Source organism: Ferruginibacter lapsinanis (assembly GCF_020783315.1).
GTDB classification, from domain to species: Bacteria; Bacteroidota; Bacteroidia; order Chitinophagales; family Chitinophagaceae; genus Ferruginibacter; species Ferruginibacter lapsinanis.
In genome coordinates, this window is sequence record NZ_CP086063.1 from 2,356,348 (window position 1) to 2,376,406 (window position 20,059).

At 36.3% G+C, this 20,059-nt stretch carries 16 protein-coding genes and 1 tRNA gene; 16 read left to right on the top strand and 1 reads right to left on the bottom strand.

Annotated features, from left to right (window positions below; all coding sequences use genetic code 11):
* Window positions 1-23 precede the first annotated feature (23 nt).
* Window positions 24-1,289 (bottom strand): LamG-like jellyroll fold domain-containing protein, encoded by a 1,266-nt coding sequence (locus tag LK994_RS10085; protein ID WP_229759958.1) that lies wholly within the window; start codon window positions 1,287-1,289, stop codon window positions 24-26.
* A gap of 574 nt (window positions 1,290-1,863) precedes the next feature.
* Between LK994_RS10085 and LK994_RS10090 the strand changes: the two genes are divergently transcribed.
* From LK994_RS10090 to LK994_RS10165, 16 genes are all read left to right on the top strand, one after another.
* Complete coding sequence (locus tag LK994_RS10090) at window positions 1,864-2,583, top strand: phosphoadenylyl-sulfate reductase (protein WP_229759959.1); 720 nt, start codon at window positions 1,864-1,866, stop codon at window positions 2,581-2,583.
* A gap of 31 nt (window positions 2,584-2,614) precedes the next feature.
* Complete coding sequence (gene cysD / locus LK994_RS10095; RefSeq protein ID WP_229759960.1) at window positions 2,615-3,523, top strand: sulfate adenylyltransferase subunit CysD; 909 nt, start codon at window positions 2,615-2,617, stop codon at window positions 3,521-3,523.
* A gap of 106 nt (window positions 3,524-3,629) precedes the next feature.
* Window positions 3,630-4,871 carry a sulfate adenylyltransferase subunit 1 gene (locus LK994_RS10100; RefSeq protein ID WP_229759961.1) on the top strand — a complete coding sequence of 414 codons (1,242 nt, stop codon included), beginning with the start codon at window positions 3,630-3,632 and terminating at the stop codon, window positions 4,869-4,871.
* A 77-nt stretch (window positions 4,872-4,948) separates the two neighbouring features.
* Window positions 4,949-5,791: a serine O-acetyltransferase gene (locus LK994_RS10105; RefSeq protein WP_229759962.1), complete on the top strand. Its 843-nt coding sequence runs from the start codon at window positions 4,949-4,951 to the stop codon at window positions 5,789-5,791.
* Between the two features lie 101 nt (window positions 5,792-5,892).
* Window positions 5,893-6,804 carry a cysteine synthase A gene (cysK, locus tag LK994_RS10110; protein WP_229759963.1) on the top strand — a complete coding sequence of 304 codons (912 nt, stop codon included), beginning with the start codon at window positions 5,893-5,895 and terminating at the stop codon, window positions 6,802-6,804.
* A 68-nt stretch (window positions 6,805-6,872) separates the two neighbouring features.
* Complete coding sequence (gene cobA / locus LK994_RS10115) at window positions 6,873-7,679, top strand: uroporphyrinogen-III C-methyltransferase (RefSeq protein ID WP_229759964.1); 807 nt, start codon at window positions 6,873-6,875, stop codon at window positions 7,677-7,679.
* A gap of 22 nt (window positions 7,680-7,701) precedes the next feature.
* Window positions 7,702-9,423 carry a diflavin oxidoreductase gene (locus LK994_RS10120; protein WP_229759965.1) on the top strand — a complete coding sequence of 574 codons (1,722 nt, stop codon included), beginning with the start codon at window positions 7,702-7,704 and terminating at the stop codon, window positions 9,421-9,423.
* Between the two features lie 168 nt (window positions 9,424-9,591).
* On the top strand, window positions 9,592-11,259 hold the full coding sequence (locus LK994_RS10125; protein ID WP_229759966.1) for an NADPH-dependent assimilatory sulfite reductase hemoprotein subunit: 1,668 nt from the start codon (window positions 9,592-9,594) through the stop codon (window positions 11,257-11,259).
* Between the two features lie 164 nt (window positions 11,260-11,423).
* On the top strand, window positions 11,424-12,116 hold the full coding sequence (locus LK994_RS10130) for a DUF2490 domain-containing protein (protein WP_229759967.1): 693 nt from the start codon (window positions 11,424-11,426) through the stop codon (window positions 12,114-12,116).
* Window positions 12,103-12,684 carry a precorrin-2 dehydrogenase/sirohydrochlorin ferrochelatase family protein gene (locus LK994_RS10135; RefSeq protein WP_229759968.1) on the top strand — a complete coding sequence of 194 codons (582 nt, stop codon included), beginning with the start codon at window positions 12,103-12,105 and terminating at the stop codon, window positions 12,682-12,684. The genes LK994_RS10130 and LK994_RS10135 overlap by 14 nt, the downstream gene beginning before the upstream one ends.
* A gap of 47 nt (window positions 12,685-12,731) precedes the next feature.
* Window positions 12,732-13,697 (top strand): sulfite exporter TauE/SafE family protein, encoded by a 966-nt coding sequence (locus tag LK994_RS10140; protein ID WP_229759969.1) that lies wholly within the window; start codon window positions 12,732-12,734, stop codon window positions 13,695-13,697.
* Window positions 13,698-13,793: 96 nt separating this feature from the next.
* Window positions 13,794-14,966, top strand: coding sequence for a chromate transporter (locus LK994_RS10145; RefSeq protein ID WP_229759970.1), 1,173 nt, complete (start codon window positions 13,794-13,796; stop codon window positions 14,964-14,966).
* Between the two features lie 218 nt (window positions 14,967-15,184).
* Window positions 15,185-17,770: a TonB-dependent receptor gene (locus LK994_RS10150; RefSeq protein ID WP_229759971.1), complete on the top strand. Its 2,586-nt coding sequence runs from the start codon at window positions 15,185-15,187 to the stop codon at window positions 17,768-17,770.
* Between the two features lie 81 nt (window positions 17,771-17,851).
* Window positions 17,852-17,925: transfer RNA gene (locus LK994_RS10155), tRNA-Cys, on the top strand.
* Window positions 17,926-18,020: 95 nt separating this feature from the next.
* Entirely contained in the window at window positions 18,021-19,232 is a 1,212-nt protein-coding gene (locus LK994_RS10160) for a sterol desaturase family protein (RefSeq protein WP_229759972.1), read from the top strand.
* Window positions 19,233-19,242: 10 nt separating this feature from the next.
* Window positions 19,243-19,995, top strand: coding sequence for a DUF2490 domain-containing protein (locus LK994_RS10165; RefSeq protein ID WP_229759973.1), 753 nt, complete (start codon window positions 19,243-19,245; stop codon window positions 19,993-19,995).
* Window positions 19,996-20,059 lie beyond the last annotated feature (64 nt).

A 20,059-nucleotide genomic window follows, 5' to 3' on the forward strand; every position in this document is an offset into this window, starting at 1 on the left:
TAACATGAGACCGCCTACCTATTCTAAAATTTTACAATCCTCTTGGTTATGATATTATTATTACTAATAATTTTGATCCAATAGATGCCATTAGGCTGGCTACTTATGTTTAAAGGAGCCGTCATAGAGTTTTTTATTTTTTTGTTCAATACAGTTTGACCGGTAGCATTTACTACTGTCACATCTGCTGCATCTTTATTGATTCTTACGGTAAATGATCCGTTAGATGCGTTGGGATAAACGGTTGCATTAAAGCCTTTGTTAATGATCACTACTTTTCGGATCTCAGAGTATTTTCTGATTCCGTTCTTCTCATTTATTATAATTCTGTAGTAATATGTATCAGACAATAGGTCTTTGTCATCAAACGAATATGTTTTTTCTATGGCACTATTGACAGCAGTTATATTGCCAACCGGAATGAAGTTATCGGTTCCATTTACAGACCTTTCAATAACATACTCTTTTATATTTGTTTCCTGGCTAACATTCCAGTTGAGAGTTGCAGATTGATTGTTTGTTGTTTTGATAGAAAAATCCGAGAGTATTACAGGTGCGATAGCACAATCGCCATACAAATTAATTTCTGTTTGATTGAGAGCCCTGTTATATATTCTTACTTCATCCAGATCTGCATTTAACCAATAAAAGAAAGAAGTATTTAGTTTCCCAAAATACAGGTCAAGTGAATTGGTGAAATTTAAGGATGTCGTAACGGAGTCAATAATATTACAATTGACATATAATCTTGTTTTAGTACCATCATAGGTATATACTACACTATACCATTTTTCAGTCTCAATATATGGAGTATATCCGCCTGAATGCGAAGCTGATGCTCTACCATAAAAATTTTCATGCGCTTCATCAACAAAGGAAGATGAGCAATTTACACCTGTGTATAATCCATCTCCATACCCCAGATAATAAAATCCTGCGGGTTTATCATCATCTTTTGCAATAATAGCATTACCATGACATAATCCCTGGAAAAATCCTTTTGGTTTTATCCATACACATAAACTAAGTTGATTCCCGGTATTTAATGATGGAGAATTAAGTATTCTCATGTATTGATCTGATCCATTGAAATTATAGGCGCTTTTTACATTTCCCAGCCTGTCGTCCGTAAGCGTTGCATTATTAAAAACCGGGTTATTATTATTGCCACTAACATCGTTGGCATTACCCGAAAATGGATAATACGCCTGTAAGCCTAGTGTAAGGTTTGCCTGTGCAAAACAAAGTTGAGAAATCAGAGCAGCGAGTAAAAGTAGTTTTAGTTTCATATTTTTTTTATTCACGTGAGTATTTGAAAATGTGAAAGTAAATCATTTGACCTGAAAGCATTTTTTGTTATAATGTTATATCCTGGATATTAAATAATCGATAGAGGAAGTTGAGTATTTAAATGTTTTTTTACTGGCGAAGGTTTATAGGGATAGGTTGAAGGAAATAATTCCTAACCCAAAATGGCCCAAATCTGCTTAATCCGATGGCTATTGTGATAAAAATTAAGAAATTGATCTCCATTTTATATGTTTTAGTAATTATTCAATCTTGTACTGCAAAATGAAACAAAATTCATCATGCATACAATTGGAAGTTTATAAGTGTGTATTTTATCTAACGGCCGTGTAATTGCCCATCTTTTTTAAAGACATAGCCAATGGAGGGATATACCCCGATTTTAATTAATTAAAACTTGGGAGTTTTAGTAAAGAATAGTACCTTTGTCCACCTAACAAGTAGACTGTAAACATATGGTGCAAACTTATTTAATTCGATGTATATGTAAAAGCTGTAAAATCAATCAGACAGCGGTATAATCAATGCACCTTTTCACCAAAGTTTTATTAAAAAATGACTCAAATACAAAAAAATGACATTTCTCGATTACTCCACCAGTTAAGTGGACTAAAGATAAGTGAATTTATTAAATTACTTACTGAAGAATTTCCGGGGCAGGTTACCTTTTCTTCCAGCTTCAGTTATGAGGATCAGGTAATTACACATGAGATATTAAACAATCAACTTCCTGTAAAGATATTTACGTTAGATACTGGCAGAATGTTTGCCGAAACATATTCTGTTTGGAGCAGCACTAATGCTAAATACGGGACTAACATTAAAGCTTACTATCCCAATGCCGAAGCGCTGCAGGAATTTATTGAGGCCAAGGGGCCTAACTCTTTCTATGAATCTGTAGAGAACAGAAAAAGTTGTTGTGGAATTCGTAAAGTAGAGCCATTAAAAAGAGCCTTGGCCGGTAATGCGATCTGGATAACAGGCTTGAGAGCTGAGCATTCTGCCGATAGGCACGATCTGCCAATGCTTGAATGGGATGAAAGCAATAAAATAATAAAGTATCATCCGATTTTGCATTGGACAACCGAAGAAGTAAAAAAATATATCAACGATAATAGTGTTCCTTATAATCCTTTACATGATAAAGGTTTTGTAAGTATTGGATGTGCCCCTTGTACAAGAGCCATTAAGCCCGGGGAAGACTTCAGGGCAGGAAGATGGTGGTGGGAAGATGCAGACAAAAAAGAATGTGGTCTGCATGTTCATGAAGGATAAAAATTAAAAAGTAGTATAATATTTCACAAATATGAGTAAGTATCATTTGGATTATTTAGAGCAGTTGGAGTCGGAGTCGATCCACATTTTCAGAGAAGTAGCTGGACAATTTGAACGTCCGGCATTGTTGTTTTCAGGAGGTAAGGATTCTATCGTATTAGTTCACCTGGCATTGAAGGCATTTCGTCCGGGAAAATTCCCTTTTCCTTTAGTGCATATTGATACAGGACACAATTTTCAGGAAGCATTGGATTTCAGGGATAATCTTGCTGCTGAATTAGGAGAAAAATTGATTGTAAGAAACGTGGGAGATACGATCAAAGAAAAAAATCTGACTGAACAAAAAGGAAAGTTTGCAAGTCGTAATGCGTTGCAAACATATACATTGTTAGATACCATCGAAGAATTCAAATTTGATGCATGTATTGGTGGAGCAAGACGTGATGAAGAAAAAGCAAGAGCGAAAGAAAGAATTTTTTCTGTGAGAGATGAGTTTGGACAATGGGATCCAAAATTACAAAGACCTGAATTGTGGGATACATATAATGGAAGAATTCATAAAGGTGAAAACGTTCGTGTATTTCCTATCAGTAACTGGACAGAATTAGATATCTGGAATTACATCAAAAGAGAAAATATAGCATTACCGTCGATCTACTTTGCTCACAACAGAGAAGTGTTGGAATGGCAAGGTCAATTGGTTGCTACGTCAGAATTCATGCAAAAAGATCCTACGGATGTGATCTCTATAAAAAAAGTAAGATATAGAACTGTTGGTGATATGACCTGTACGGCTGCTGTTGAATCTGATGCATCAACAATTGATGACATCATTACTGAGATCATCGCAACAAAAACCAGCGAGCGTGGTGAAACAAGAATTGACGACAGAGTGAGTGAAGCGGCTATGGAAGACAGAAAGAAGGGAGGATACTTTTAATTTTAATTAATCAATTTGAAGATTTGAAAATTTGGAAATGTGAGTAGCGTTTAATTACTCTATTCATTTTCAAATCTTCAAATTTCCAAATCACCAAATTTAACTTATGGATATTTTAAGATTTATTACTGCAGGAAGTGTTGATGACGGAAAAAGTACATTGATCGGTCGTTTATTGTACGATAGCAAATCGATCATGATCGATCATCTGGAAGCGATCGAAAAACAAAGTAAGAATAAAGAAGAAGGAGAGATCGATCTTGCTTTATTAACGGATGGATTACGTGCCGAAAGGGAACAAGGGATTACTATTGATGTGGCATATAAATATTTCAGCACACCAAAACGTAAATTCATCATTGCTGATGCTCCGGGGCATATTCAATATACCCGTAACATGGTTACTGGTGCGTCAAACTCTGATCTGGCTATCATTTTGGTAGATGCAAGACATGGTGTGATCGAACAAACCCGTCGTCACTCTATCATCGCTTCTTTATTGAATATACCCCACGTAGTTGTTGCCATCAATAAAATGGATCTGGTAGATTATTCTCAGGACGTTTATAATAATATTGTTATCGATTATTCAAAAGTTGCAGAGAGCCTGGGTTTAAAGGATATTACTTATATTCCTATCAGTGCGTTGAACGGCGATAATATTGTAGATAAATCAGAAAATATTTCATGGTATACTGGTTCATGTCTGCTGGATATATTGGAAAACGTAAAACTGGAAAATGATATCAATTATACAGATGCAAGATTTCCTGTACAGTATGTGATTCGTCCTCAAACAGAAGAATTGCATGATTACAGAGGCTATGCTGGAAGAGTGATCAGTGGGGTGTATAAAAAAGGAGATAAGATCGTCGTGCAGCCATCAGGGTTAGAAAGTACGATAAGTTTAATTGAAATAGCAGGTAAGCCAACCGAAGAAGCATTTGCTCCTCAAAGTGTTATTCTGCATTTAGAGGATGATATTGATATCAGCCGTGGTGATGTGATTGTAAAGAAAGACAATCAACCTTCGGTAGAAAATGAGGTAGATGCATTGGTTTGTTGGATGGGTAATAAACCATTAGTGCCTGGTAATAAATATATCTTACAGATCAATAGTCGCACTGTGAGGGCGATTGTGAAAGAGATCGAATACAAATTAGATGTGAATTCATTGCTGGAATTGCCGGCACCAGAACAGGCATCATTAAATGATATTGTAAAAGTAAAAATTAAAACAGCATCACCCATTCCTTTTGATTCATATAAAAAATTAAGAGTGAATGGAGGTGCAATTCTAATTGATGAGACAAGCAATGTAACAGTGGGAGCTTGTATGATACAATAAGCAATTGGCAATGGGTAACAGGCAATGACGATGAACTATTAAACGTTAAACCTTTTAAACGTATTAAACCAAACAAATTGAGTAAACAAAAATTAATATCATCAATAGTAGCACAAAGCAAAATTTGTGGTAATCAGATACCCAATAAGAAATTGGCGCATTCTTTTGCTGATGAATTGTTTCAGTTTTTATTTGGATGCGGTAATCAGATCGAGTGGGACAATGAAGAAGTGCTGAATAAAAAATACGATCTTTTAAAACAACACCTGGCTGCACTATTAAAGTATTCAATATCGAATGCAGATACTATTCAAAAGCAGGTGGATGCTTTCTTTGACGTATTACCCGAACGTGTATATGACAGGTTAAGAAAAGATGCAGAAGCGGTGGTGAATTTTGATCCGGCAGCAGAAAGTATTGAAGAAGTATTGGCGGCATATCCGGGTATTTATGCTATTGCAATTTATAGAATAGCTCATCAGTTGCATTTGCAGGGGATTAAGACATTGCCACGTATTTTAAGTGAATATGCACATGGTATTACCGGTATAGATATTCATCCTGCCGCAATTATCGGGGATTCTTTTTTTATAGATCATGGTACAGGTATTGTGATAGGGGGGACAGCAGTGATAGGTAATAATGTAAAACTATATCAGGGGGTTACTTTAGGAGCGTTGCATGTTTCAAAAGAATTGGCGCAAACAAAACGTCATCCTACAATTGAAGACGGCGTAATTATTTATAGTGGGGCAACAATATTAGGTGGTAATACAGTGGTGGGAAGAGAGAGTGTTATTGGTGGTAATGTGTGGCTGACCAATAGTGTGATGCCGAACTCTGTCGTATACCATAAAAGTGAAGTAACAGTAAGAGATAAAAACAGATTATCTGATGAGGTGTTGAATTTTGTGATATAAAGATGTTTAACGTTTAAATCATTTAAGGGGTTTAACGTTATTACTTGATAAAAAACTTAAACCATTAATCGTTTTTTTTAGAAGCATTAAACTCATAACAAATGAAAGCAAATAACATTTTAGCAACTATCGGCAACACACCGCATGTACGTATCAACAATTTGTTTGGAAACACACATGAGGTATGGATCAAATTAGAAAGAAACAATCCGGGGTCAAGTATCAAAGATCGTATTGCTTTGTCAATGATCGAAGATGCAGAAGCAAAGGGATTTTTAAATAAAAACAGTGTTATCATCGAACCTACTTCAGGTAATACAGGTATCGGTTTAGCTTTGGTGGCTGCTGTAAAAGGATATAAGATCATTTTGGTAATGCCTGAAAGTATGAGTATTGAACGCAGGCGTTTAATGTCTATATACGGCGCAGAATTTGTACTTACTCCAAGAGAGAAAGGAATGAAAGGTGCAATTGAAAAAGCAGGCGAATTAGTTGCTAATACTCCTAATGCATGGATGCCTCAGCAATTTGATAACCAGGCAAATACAGAAGTGCATAGAAAAACCACCGCTGTTGAAATAGCAAACGATTTTCCTGATGGGTTGGATTATATCATCACCGGAGTTGGTACTGGTGGACATATCACAGGCGTGGCTGAAATTTTAAAAGCAAAATTCCCTAATCTGAAAGTGTTTGCAGTTGAACCTGAATTATCTCCTGTATTAAGTGGTGGCGCTCCATCTCCGCATCCTTTACAAGGGATAGGTGCAGGATTTGTTCCATCAATTTTAAACACAGGTATTTTAGATGGTATCATACAAGTTGGAAAAGACGAAGCGTATAGCTATGCTCAACGTATCGCAAAAGAAGAAGGAATCCTTGTAGGTGTTTCTACAGGAGCTTCTTTAGCTGCAGTTGCTAAAAAGTTAGCAGAAATTCCTGCTGGTTCAAAAGTGTTGACTTTTAACTATGATACAGGAGAAAGATATTTAAGTATCGAAGGATTATTTTAAAATTGTTTAGAAGGATCCCGGGAGTTTAGTTACACTCCCGGATCCTTCTAAACCGCTAAACTATATAATTGGCTAACAATCAAAATAAAGGTAAGGTAATATTCATTTCAGCAGGGTCCGGAGACCCCGAACTTATAACAGTAAAGGCTACCCGGTTTTTAAAGCAGGCAGAAGTTGTACTGACAGATAGATTGGTAAGTGCTGATATTTTATCGCAATATGTGCCGTCAGCCGCTCAGGTTATTCAGGTAGGGAAACAGTATAACAAGGAGGCGTCTGTATCACAAGGAAGTATTAACGAGTTACTGGTTAAATATGCATTAGAAGGAAAGCTGGTAGTACGTTTGAAAGGAGGTGATGTGTCAATTTTCTCTAATATATTAGATGAGTTGCAGTCACTGGTAGATAATGAGATACCTTATGAGATCATACCTGGTATTACTGCTGCATTAGGTGCAGCAGCGTATGCAGGCATACCGCTTACAGCGAGAGATCATGCAACATCAGTTAGGTTTTTAACTTATTATAAAACTGATATTGTAACGGATGAATATTGGAAAGAGTTGGCCAATACGAAAGATACATTGGTATTTTATATGTCCTCTTCTACACTGGATAAAGTAGTAGAGAAATTGATAAGTAATAATATTGATGCATCTAAATTATTGGCAATAATAGAACAGGCTACAACACCTATGCAAAATATAAGAGTAGCGTCATTATACGAATACAAAGAAAAGTTGCAAGGAAAGTTATTTGCATCTCCAACTTTGGTAATTATCGGAAAGGTAGTGGCGCTTCATCAAAAATTTGCATGGTTGCAAAATAACGAAGCAGATCAAAATTATTTTAACCCTATTAGTGAAAACATTTAATCGAAAAAAATAACAATATAAAATGTTATCTGAACCAAAATTAAAAGTATTACAGGATTTAATAGCCGCCAGCAGCAAAGAAGAATTGCTATGGATAAATGGTTATTTTAATGGAATTATAGCCAATCATCAGCCTGCAACCAATGGCAGTGCTGTAGCCGGAGCAGTGGTCGCCAATAAAATAACTATCGTGTACGGAACCGAGACGGGTAATTCTAAAGCATTGGCAAGTCAGTTTGCTGCAAAAGCTAAAAAGAATGGTATCAATGCTAAGGTCTTTGGTGCAGATCAGTACAGATTAACCGATCTTGTTAAAGAGGAATACTTTTTAGTGTTGATGAGTACTCACGGAGACGGAGAAGCGCCAGATGCAGCAAAGAAATTTTACGATCATATAGTTGCAGGAGGACTTAATCTTAGTAAATTAAAATATAGTGTATTAGGATTGGGAGATACTTCGTATCCGCTATTTTGTAATGTTGGGGAGAATATAGATGCAGAGTTAGAAAAAATGGGAGGCAAACGTTTGGTGCCAATTCAAAAATGTGATGTTGATTACGAAGCGGATGCTAATCAGTGGTTTGATAAAGTGTTACAATCATTAAGTCAGAAACCAGCTGCTGCAACAACAGCTCCTGTTGCTGCTAACGGACATGCAACCTTTCCGCCGGCAAAAAAAACTGCTAAACTTGCTTACACCGGAACTGTTTTAACGAATGTTGATCTGAATGATAAAGGAAGTAATAAACAAACCTATCATATTGAGATTGCAGCCGAAGGTGTGGAGTATCAATGCGGCGACTCAATAGGGATCGTTCCTGAAAATGATTCACAATTGGTTACTGATATTATTGCCAAAACAAATATTGATGGCAATAAGATCGTTGAGTTTAAAAAAGAAAAGTATACCCAATATGAACTTTTAAAAAAGAAAATAAATCTGATTCATTTAACAGAAAGATTAGTTAAACAATATGCAGATGCTACAGGACATGATATTCCTGTAGGCCGGTATGACTTATTAGAGTTAGTACAGAAATACCCGGTAAAGAGTCCTTCGCAATTTGAAGAGATCCTGGTAGGGTTAAATGCCATCTCTCCTAGATTATACACATTAGCTTCATCACCAAAAGCACATGAAGGTGAGGTACATATTATTGTGGCAAAAGATGTTTACACTGATGCAAAAGGAAATAAACGCAATGGGCTATGTTCTAATTTTTTAGGTGAACTAAAAGTAAATGCAAAACAAAATTTCTTTGTACAAACTAATAAACGTTTCCGTTTACCTGCCGATGATAAAGACATCATAATGGTGGGGCCGGGTACAGGTATTGCGGCTTTCCGTTCTTTTCTTGCTGAAAGAGATGCTACAGGAGCAACAGGAAGAAATTGGTTGTTTTTTGGAGAACAGAATTTTGCTACAGACTTTTTGTATCAAACGGAAATTCAAAACTGGTATGAAACGGGCGTATTGACCAAAATAAATGTAGCATTCTCCAGAGATCAAAAAGAGAAGGTCTATGTGCAACATAAAATGTTGGAGCACGGAGAATCTTTATACGAATGGATCACAGGAGGGGCTTCGTTTTATATCTGTGGTAAAAAAGATCCGATGAGTACAGATGTTGAAAATGCTTTGTTGCATGTTATAGAACAACATGGTAAAAAAACAATCGAAGAAGCGAAAGCGTATTTAGAAAAAATGAAGGAAGAAGGCAGGTACGAGAAAGATGTTTATTAGACGTTTAAAAGGTTTAATGGGTTAAAACCTGTCAGTCTGAACTTGTCGAAGACGTTCTATTAACAAAAGTAAAACATAATTAAAGTTCAATAGAAAGATGTGGCACAAGAGTGCGACGCCGATGAAGTTGAATAAAGATATAAAGCTGGTTACAAAAAAAATAATAACATGAGCGAAAAAAAATTAACAGCAATAGAAGGAATTAAAATAGCAAGTGATGGCTTACGTGGAACCATTCAGGAAAGCTTGTTGGATGAAATTACAGGTGCCATCAGAGAAGATGATAAGGCGCTGATCAAATTTCATGGCATGTATGAGCAGGATGATAGAGATAGAAGAGAAGAAAGAGCGGCAAAGAAATTAGATCGTTTATATACATTTATGATCAGGCTTCGGTTACCGGGTGGTTTTATTACTCCGGAAAAATGGATCGCTTGCCATCATGTAGCAAATGCTAATACAACGGGAGTAATAAAGATCACTACCAGGGAAACGATCCAGTTGCATGGTTTGTTCAAATCGAAAATCAAACCGACCATACAGGCGTTTAATGAGGCTAATCTGGATTCAATTGCAACCTGTGGTGATATTAATCGTAATGTGACTTGTGCATCTAATGCTGCATTGTCAAAAGTGCATGAAGAAGTATTTGCTTACGCAGATAAGATCAGTACTTTACTGATGCCTAAAACGAAAGCATACTACCAGATTTGGATCGATAATGAAATGATCGTTGATAAAAAGGAAGAAGAAGATCCATTATATCAGAAGCATTATTTACCAAGGAAATTCAAAATTGGTATTGCTATTCCGCCAAATAATGATTCAGATGTATTTACCAATGATATTGGTTTGGTTGCAATTGTCGAAGACAACAAATTGAAGGGTTTCAATATAGCTATTGGAGGTGGTTTGTCTACCACTCACGGTAATGCAGAAACGTATGCAAGATTGGCAACTGTTATAGGGTTTACAGACACAGAAGAAAAGACGCTGAGAGCAGTATATGAAGTGTTGACGGTTCAAAGAGATTATGGTAACCGTACAGACAGGAAGTTAGCTCGTTTGAAATATACTGTTGATAAGATGGGAGTGGATAAATTCAAAGAAGAGGTTGAAAAACGTGTTGGATTTAAATTAGAACCAGCAAGACCATATGAGTTTACAGAAAGAAAAGATATTTATGGCTGGCAACAGAGCGAGGCAGGAAAATGGTACTATACTGTTTTTGTAGAAAACGGTCGTGTGTTAGATGATGAAAAAGTAGCATTGAAAACAGCATTGTTTGAAGTAGCCAAATTAGGTAAATCTAATTTCATGTTTACTGCTACGCAGAATGTGATCATCAGTGATGTGTTAGATAAAGATAAAGAAGCAGTGAATGAAGTGTTAGCTAAGTTTAAGATCCTTGAACATACTGAAGGAGCTTCTCTTGTTCGAAAGAATGCTATTGCCTGTGTAGCATTACCAACCTGTCCATTAGCATTGGCAGAGGGGCAACGTTATTTGCCTACATTATTGTCTAAGATAGAACCATTGTTAGATAAGCATGCAATCAGTGATCAGGACATGATCGTAAGAATGACCGGCTGTCCAAATGGTTGCGGAAGACCTTATGCAGCTGAGATCGGTTTTGTTGGAACGCATCCAGGCAAATACAACATGCATTTAGGCGGAGACAACCAGGGGCAAAGACTGAATATCAAATACAAAGAAAGCTTGAATGAAGCAGAAATACTGACTGAATTGGATAGCTTATTTGGCACTTATAAGGCAGAGAGAAATAAAGGTGAAACCTTTGGAGATTTTGCTATGCGGAAACAATTGGTAAAATAAGGCAGGGTCGAAAAGCAGAACAGAAAATATTTCACAGAGATCACAGAGTAGTCACAAAGATTCACAGAGAGAGTCTTTTGTACAATAACTTGTTTTCAAATCAAATAATTTCTCAGTAAATTTTTTTGGTTCTTTGCGGTCTCTTTGAAATTTATTCTATAAAAATGAAAAAAATATTATTCTTTATTGTCTTGTTTTTTGTTGCTAAGAATATAGCTGCACAGGATAACGCCTTTTTTACATGGGATGCTTTTCAATTAGTGGCTAAGGTCAATGCAAAATGGCATTGGATAAGTGATATTAGTTACAGGACGATCGGTATATCTTCCTCAGCTAATCAATACACTTTTAGGACTGCAGTAAAAAGAGTTGTTAATGAAAAGTGGAGTACAACAGCAGGAGTAGCATTATTTCGTAGCCGCACATCTATTGATAAGCATAATCATGAATTTGGCGATGAGTATAGGTTGTGGCAGGAAGTGTTATTGGAGAATAAGTTGAATAAAAGTTTGGTGATCAGCAATCGCTTTAGAACAGAGGAAAGATTTTTTGCAGCAACTGCTACCAAAAACTCATACAATGCATTGCGGTTAAGGTATCGTTTGGCCTTTATTCAGGATATTACCAAGAAGGTGAAATTTCAAATTGCAGATGAGTACATGCGCCAGCTATCTAAAGGAGATTTTTTATTTCAGCAAAACAGAGTGGCGGCAACGGGGATCTTCACTACAGGAAAAAAAACACAATTAACGGCTGGCTATATGTGGAGCAAATTACCAACTACTTCACAACATTATATACTACTGGTTTTGCAAAAAACTATTTCATTTAAAAAGGAAAACAATGGACAAAAATAATTTGTTTCCTGTTTTTTTGAAATTAGAAAATCTGCGTTTACTAATTGTTGGAGGAGGGTATGTTGGTATGGAAAAACTTTCAGCTGTACTGCAAAATTCCCCCGCTACAAAAATTAAATTAGTGGCAACAGCTATCAGCGAAGAGATCAAATTGACTGCAGCTAAATATCCCAATATTGAATTAATAGAAAAGCCTTATGAAGCCAGTGATATAGATGAAGTTGATCTCGTTTTTGCTGCGGTAAATGATGTTGCTGTGAGTGCTGCTGTAGTAAAAGACGCCAATCAAAAAGGCGTATTAGTAAATGCCGCTGATAAGCCCGATCTGTGCGATTTTTATTTAAGTTCTGTTGTGCAAAAGGGGAACCTGAAAATAGCCATTTCTACCAATGGTAAATCTCCTACTGTAGCTAAAAGAGTGAAAGAAATGCTACAAGATTGTCTTCCTGAAGAATTGGATGAATTGCTACATAATATCCAGGCCATCCGAAATACACTTACCGGCGACTTTCAGGATAAAGTGAATCAATTGAATGAACTTACCAAGGGATTAGTAGAAAAAAAATAATAGTCCACTAATTTGGTAGGTTAATGTTTTTCCCACATCTTTGCAGCATGAATCATGAAACTGCAGAATCGACCGTTGAAGAAATAATTGAATCGAAGGAAGTTGTGTCCTCCGTTGAAGAGATTAGATCTAACACCCGAAAAGTAATAAACAAATATTCTGTTGCTATTATAATCGTTTTGCTGGCTTTTACTTTGTTGTTTTTCTTGCTTCCGATGGATAAGATCGAATTGATAAAAACTACCCTCAGTAAAGATAATCATCGATTTTATTGGATGTTATTGGTTGGTTTTTTGGCAGAGATAGTTGCAGGTTCAATGGGCATGGGCTATGGAGTAATTTGTACCACCATCTTACTTATTTTAAACGTGCCCCCTCCTGTAATTAGTGCCAGCATTCACTCTGCTGAGTCTTTTACAAGTGCTGCAGGCACTATCAGTCACTGGCAATTAGGAAATATCAATAAAAAATTGGTTAAGTCTTTAGCTATTCCTGCAATCATAGGTGCAGTTATAGGGGCAATTTCTTTATCTTATGTTGGAGAGAAATATGCAAAGATGACAAAGCCATTCTTAGCGGCTTATACTATGTATTTAGGTATACGGATTTTACAAAATGCATTTGCTAAAAAAGATATTAATGGGATCAAAAGGAAAACCAATATTACCGCTTTGGGTTTGATTGGTGGTTTTATAGATTCTTTTGGTGGAGGAGGATGGGGCCCCTTGGTTACAGGAACTTTTATCAAAAATGGTCGTACGCCACGTTATGTAATTGGCAGTTCTACAAGTGCGAAATTTATTTTAACTGTGGCTAGTGCTATTACTTTTATTTTTACCATTGGTATTCATCATTGGAATATTGTAGCAGGACTTTTATTAGGAGGTATTGTCACAGCACCCTTCTCTGCAATGCTCACTGCTAAGCTACCTGTAAAGAAAATGTTTGTGGCAGTGGGTATAGTTGTTATCTGTTGTAGTTTAATTACATTATACAGAGCAATTTTTTTATAATTTTTTATACCGGCATTTGTTTTTCATAGCAACATCGTTGCGTCGCAATCCGTTCATCGGCATTGCTACTATTCAACTTTTATCTAAGCGTAAAAAATGCAAGATCAAACTAAACCAATATATTCACTTCGTCAGTTAGTGCTTTATTTCTTAAAGCTTGGTACTACAGGCTTTGGAGGTCCTGTTGCATTAGTGGGGTATATGCATAAAGATCTGGTTGAAAATAAGAAATGGATATCAGAAGATGAATACAAACAAGGGTTAGCGTTAGCGCAATTAGCTCCAGGTCCTCTGGCTGCACAGTTAGGTATTTATATGGGCTTTGTGCATTATGGTTTTATCGGTGCAACATTGGCAGGCCTGGCTTTTATTATTCCATCATTCATTATGGTGGTGTTATTGGGGATGGTATATAAGTTATATGGAGGGCTTGCCTGGATGCAGGCTGTGTTTTATGGAGTTGGCGCAGCAGTTATCGGAATTATAGTAATCAGTACATATAAATTAACTACAAAATCTATTGGTAAATTTAATCTTACATCTTTTAAAACCAATTGGTTGCTCTGGTTATTTTTTATAGCGGGTGCTGCGATAACCAGTATCACACAACAAGAAAATATTTTATTATTCATAGCGGCCGGTTTGTTATACATGTTTGTCAAAGCCCCGCCCAAATGGGCTTTTGCTAAATCAGCTAATTCATTTATTATTTTACAAATTGGTTTCTGGGACTATGAATCATCAACGTTAACGAAGATCGCCATCTTTTTTGCTAAGGCGGGAGCGTTTGTTTTTGGTAGCGGTTTAGCGATCGTACCCTTTTTACATGCAGGAGTTGTAACCGAAAATCATTGGTTGACAGAGCATCAGTTTTTGGACTCTGTTGCTGTAGCAATGATAACACCCGGGCCGGTAGTTATCACTGTGGGGTTCATTGGTTACCTGGTTGCAGGTTTCCCGGGAGCATCGGTTGCAGCGTTAGCTACATTTTTACCTTGCTATCTCTTTACAGTATTGCCTGCGCCATATTTTAAAAAGATTGCAGCTAATAAATCTGTAAAAGCATTTGTTGATGGTATCACCGCCGCTGTAGTAGGAGCGTTGTTAGGAGCAGTGATAGTAATTGCCACAAGGAGTATTGTAGATATACCAACAGCTTTAATTGCAGTGGCAACAGGTTTTTTGTTAATTTATTATAATAAAATTAAAGAGCCATATATCATATTGGCAGCAGCTTTAATAGGTGTGCTCTTAAAAGAATTTTTCTAAAAAATATTTTTTAAAAATAAAGTCTATAAATTTGGTGGACTAATATAAGCACCCTTATCTTTGCACTCAAATAAAAATCATGATACATCAGTACCACAAAATGTTCACTCTTTCTACAAAGCAACGATGTTGCTGTAACTCCCTATTTATTAACTAACTATTTTTTTAATCTATTAGTCTATCAAAATAATAGACTTTTTATTTATCAAAACTCAATTATGAAAAGAAGTATTTTATTTTTTGCATTTTTATTGCCACTGATCGCATCTGCCCAAGTGCAGGTAAGTGGTCGGGTCGTAGGAGAGAAGCTCGAAGGAGTCCCTTCTGCTTCAATAACAATTAAAGGATCTTTTGCAGGAACCAAAGCTGATTCTGCAGGTAATTTTTCAATATTGGTAAATCAATCACTTCCGTTTAAAGTAAGCGTAACTTCAGTTGGTTATTCTCCTCTAATATATGTGGTAAAGGATGCAGCCAGTGCTACTAACCTTGTGTTACAATTAAAAGCGTTGTTTGAAACAGATACGGTTGTTATTACTTCAAGACGCCGTAGAGAGGTTTTACAAGATGTACCTATTCCCATTACAGTAATTGGTGGCAAACAAGTAGAAGATGCAGGTGCGTTTAACGTTAACCGTGTGAAAGAATTAATACCATCTGTTCAATTGTATACCTCTAATCCTCGTAACACTGGTGTTAATATTCGTGGACTTGGTTCTCCGTTTGGCCTTACCAATGATGGTCTTGATCCCGGGGTAGGTATCTATGTTGACGGAGTGTATTATGCCCGTCCGGCTGCAGCAACATTTGATTTTATTGATGTTGATCAGATCGAGGTTTTACGTGGTCCACAAGGGACATTGTATGGTAAGAATACAACTGCTGGTGCAATAAGTATCACATCTCGTAAACCAAGTTTTAGACCGGGTGCCACTTTTGAAGTAAGCTACGGTAATTATGGTTATGTTCAGGCTAAAACTTCAATAACGGGGCCAATATCAAAAAGATTGGCAGGACGTTTTTCTTTTTCCGGAACACAACGTGATGGTTTAATAGAGAACGTACGTACGTTGAAACATACAAACGACATTAATAACCTTGGTTTCCGTGGACAATTATTATATAAGCTATCAGATAAAACTTCCATTACTTTAAGTGGTGATGATTCTCGTCAGCGTCCCGATGGGTATGCTCAGGTAATAGCTGGTGTAGCACCAACAAAACGTCCCGGGTATCGTCAATTTGATTCGATCATCACAGCACTTAATTATCAATTGCCAAGCAGAAATGCATTTGACAGAAAAATTGATCATGATGTGCCTTGGAATTCTAACACTGATTTAGGTGGTGTTGCTTTGAACGTTGATAGTAAAATTGGTCCTGGTACATTAACTTCAACTACAGCTTGGCGCTATTGGAATTGGGATCCATCTAATGATAGAGACTTTACAGGTTTGCAAGCATTAGCAAAATCTCAAAATCCTGCTAAACATAAAAACTGGTCACAAGAGTTCCGTTATGCAGGTGAGTTCTCACCTCGTTTAAGTGGTGTGGTTGGCTTGTTCTACATTGATCAAGAAGTGAAAATTACCGGTACTGAAGAATCAGGAAAAGATCAATGGCGTTTCTCACAAAGTTCAACAAGTAATTTATGGAAAACACCGGGGTTACTGGATGGATTTGGTATCAGAACAAACGCTTCGATCAAATCAAAAAGTGCAGCAGTATTTGCTAACGTAGATTGGGCAATAACTGATAAATTTCATGTATTGCCTGGGGTTCGTTACAATTACGATGAAAAAGATGTCAACTACAAACGTGCTACTTATGGAGGATTAGATACAGCTACATATGCTGGTACAACTGCTACTAAAACAACGCTGCAAGGGTTTAAAAATGGTGTGTACACAAACCAGGCGTATACAGCTTATGCAAGTGAAAATAACTTTACATATCAGTTAACACTTTCTTATAAACCTACTAAACGTATCAATGCTTTTGCTACTTACTCTACCAGCTTTAAACCCGTAGGTGTTAATGTGGCAGGTTTGCCAAATCTTCCTAACGGCAGACCAGACAGTTCTGTAGCAGTTATAAAACCAGAAGATGTTAAGAGTATACAAGTTGGTATTAAAACCACGCTGGTAGATAATTTGACTTTAAACTTTACCTTCCATAATACTGACATTAAAAATTACCAAACAAATGTTCAATCTGCACAGTTGGGTGTTAATCGTGGCTATATAGCAAATGCTGAGAAAGTGAATGTGAAAGGTTTTGAACTGGATGCAAATTACAAAGCGACCAAGCATTTTTCATTTAGCGGAGCCTTATCTTATACAGATGCTAAATATGTTACATTCATCAATGCTCCGTTGCCGTTAGAAAAAACCGGTTTGAAAACGACTGTGGGTAATCTTGATTCAGCATTTGTAGATATTTCAGGAGCTACACTTCCTGGTATTTCTAAATGGTCAGGATCGGTAGGGGGTGAGTATATAACACCAGTGGCATTTTTGGGTAGTGCAAGTAATTTCTTTGTGGCAGCAGAAGCTTTCTATCGTTCATCTTTCTCTTCAGCTGCAACTCCATCTCCATATTTGAATATTGATGGTTATGCGTTAGTGAATGGAAGGATTGGATTTAAAACATCTAAAGGTTTATCAGCATATATATGGGGACGTAATTTGTTTAATAAAAATTATTACGAACAACTATTAATTGCTGGTGGTAATGCAGGGCAGATTGGCGCTGTATTGGGCGACCAAAGAACTTACGGTGTAACGTTACGCTATACTTACTAACAAGTTGGAAGTTGGAGGTTGGAGATTGGTGATTAAAGAGTCAGTAATTTCCAATCTCCAACTTTAAATCTCCAACAACAAAGCCTCGTGGCCGAGTGGAATTCAGGCTAAGATCTGCAAAATCTTCAACGTTGGTTCGAATCCAACCGGGGCGTCAGAAATAGTTTAACAAGTCAGAAGTTGGATGTTGGAAGTTGAGTGTTATTCACTTCCAACACCCAACCTCCAACTTCCAACTTCAAACAGTTTTATGCATTACAATTATTTAGCACTGGCCATTCCTCTTTTCGTAGGTTTTATGCTATTGGAATATTTTGTGGCAAAGAAAAAGGGATATGATTATTTTCAGTTACATAATTCCATTGCTAATATCAGTATAGGGATTGCCGAACGATTAGCGGATGTGTTGATCGCCGGTTTTTTCTTTTTTGTATACGATACCATTCAAAAAAAATATGGTTTGTTTCATTTCAGGCCCAGCGTAGCATGGTGGATACTGATCTTCTTGTTCACTGATTTTATATGGTATTGGTATCATCGCTTGGCACATGAAATTAATTTGCTTTGGATGGTACATGAAGTACATCATCAGAGTGAAGATTTTAATTATACTGTTTCTGCAAGAGTAACAATTTTTCAAGCTATAGTTCGTACTGGCTTTTGGGCTGTGTTACCATTTATTGGTTTTCCTGCGGAGATGATCACTAGTATGTTACTGATACATGGCTTATATCCATTCTTCATACATACAAGAGTGATAGGGAAGTTAGGGATATTGGAATATGTATTGGTTACTCCATCACATCATCGGGTACATCATGCCAGTAACGAAAAGTATCTGGATAAAAATTATGGAGATGTTTTAATTATCTGGGATAAGCTGTTGGGGACTTTTCAAAAAGAAGAGGAGCAGGAAGAAATAGTATATGGCTTAACGAAACCTTTAAAGTCTTATAGTTTTTTGTGGCAGCATTTTCATTTTGCAATAGAAATGATATTGGCTGTAAGGACAAAGAAAACTTTCAAAGAAAAACTAAAAGTAATTTTTGGTAAACCTGAAAAAATCGATCCATCCTTGAGAGCTGAAGCAGAAAAAATATTTCGTGTGAAGCAAGCTCCTGAAAAAATAGATGAGCCGCTGAATAAATATGTGATATTTCAGGTGTTATTTTTATTAGCATCGCTTTTTGGATTTATAGCATTCGATCATACATTTTCCGTGTTATTTAAAACGATGTATACGCTTTTTGTAGTAGTTACTCTAATCAACTGCGGCGCAATTATGGAACAAAAAATCTGGGTATTTAGAGTGGAGTTATTTCGGGCATTTTTAATTTTGTCAGTCATGTTCTTTTATCCGGAACATTTGATGACTAAATTGTTGTTGGTTTCAGCGGCGTCGGTGTTATTGATTGTTTATTACCGAGATGCGAAGGTCAAATATCTTAATTATGTTTATTAAAAATTAAAAAATGAAAAAAAATGTATTCCTTTTTTTATTTATTGCAATTACAATGGTTGGTAATGCACAAACCAAAACAGTAACCTCTGATAACCAGGTATGGCTGGGGTATTTGAATCAGACCAGAATAACCGATAAATGGGGTATCTGGGCAGATTTTCATTTAAGGACTAAAGAGGATTTCTTTGATAATTTTTCTCAGTCTATTGCAAGGGTAGGAGCAACATATTATTTGAATGATGAAGCAAAGCTTACTGCAGGGTATGCCTACATTACTAATTACCCGGCGGAAGGGCATAAAAATATTTCTCAGCCCGAGCATAGACCATGGCAACAAATTCAATGGCATAATAAATATCCAAATGTAAGATTGATGCAATGGTTCAGGCTAGAGGAAAAATTCAGAAGAAAGATTCTTAACGATGACGAGTTAGCAGATGGATATAATTTTAATTTTAAACTTAGGTATAATTTCTTTGCACAGTTCCCCTTGAGTAAAAAACGATTTCAACCAAATACTTTGTCATTTGTAGTTAACAATGAAGTGCATGTGAATTTTGGAAAAAAGATAGTGTATAATTATTTTGATCAGAACAGATTCTTTTTGGGCTTTGCCTATCATGTAAATAAACACGATAACCTGCAATTTGGCTACATGAATCTTTTTCAACAATTACCAGCGGGAAACAAGTATAAAAGTAATAATGTAGCAAGAGTATTTTATTTTCATAACCTTGATCTGAGGAAAAATAAAACGAAGTAAAACAATCTGTACACTATAATTGAGAGTTTCATCCAGTTGTTTTTGGTTTTTAAATGCCGGTAAA

What these genes read in the sequence shown, in the direction of transcription:
- cysK (WP_229759963.1), top strand. Translation starts at nt 5,893, where the DNA reads ATGAAAGCAAATAACATTTTAGCAACTATCGGCAACACACCGCATGTA.
- LK994_RS10135 (WP_229759968.1), top strand. Translation starts at nt 12,103, where the DNA reads ATGGACAAAAATAATTTGTTTCCTGTTTTTTTGAAATTAGAAAATCTG.
- LK994_RS10120 (WP_229759965.1), top strand. Translation starts at nt 7,702, where the DNA reads ATGTTATCTGAACCAAAATTAAAAGTATTACAGGATTTAATAGCCGCC.
- LK994_RS10090 (WP_229759959.1), top strand. Translation starts at nt 1,864, where the DNA reads ATGACTCAAATACAAAAAAATGACATTTCTCGATTACTCCACCAGTTA.
- LK994_RS10130 (WP_229759967.1), top strand. Translation starts at nt 11,424, where the DNA reads ATGAAAAAAATATTATTCTTTATTGTCTTGTTTTTTGTTGCTAAGAAT.
- LK994_RS10140 (WP_229759969.1), top strand. Translation starts at nt 12,732, where the DNA reads ATGAATCATGAAACTGCAGAATCGACCGTTGAAGAAATAATTGAATCG.
- LK994_RS10125 (WP_229759966.1), top strand. Translation starts at nt 9,592, where the DNA reads ATGAGCGAAAAAAAATTAACAGCAATAGAAGGAATTAAAATAGCAAGT.
- LK994_RS10085 (WP_229759958.1), bottom strand. Translation starts at nt 1,289, where the DNA reads ATGAAACTAAAACTACTTTTACTCGCTGCTCTGATTTCTCAACTTTGT.
- LK994_RS10160 (WP_229759972.1), top strand. Translation starts at nt 18,021, where the DNA reads ATGCATTACAATTATTTAGCACTGGCCATTCCTCTTTTCGTAGGTTTT.
- LK994_RS10150 (WP_229759971.1), top strand. Translation starts at nt 15,185, where the DNA reads ATGAAAAGAAGTATTTTATTTTTTGCATTTTTATTGCCACTGATCGCA.
- LK994_RS10100 (WP_229759961.1), top strand. Translation starts at nt 3,630, where the DNA reads ATGGATATTTTAAGATTTATTACTGCAGGAAGTGTTGATGACGGAAAA.
- LK994_RS10165 (WP_229759973.1), top strand. Translation starts at nt 19,243, where the DNA reads ATGAAAAAAAATGTATTCCTTTTTTTATTTATTGCAATTACAATGGTT.
- cysD (WP_229759960.1), top strand. Translation starts at nt 2,615, where the DNA reads ATGAGTAAGTATCATTTGGATTATTTAGAGCAGTTGGAGTCGGAGTCG.
- LK994_RS10145 (WP_229759970.1), top strand. Translation starts at nt 13,794, where the DNA reads ATGCAAGATCAAACTAAACCAATATATTCACTTCGTCAGTTAGTGCTT.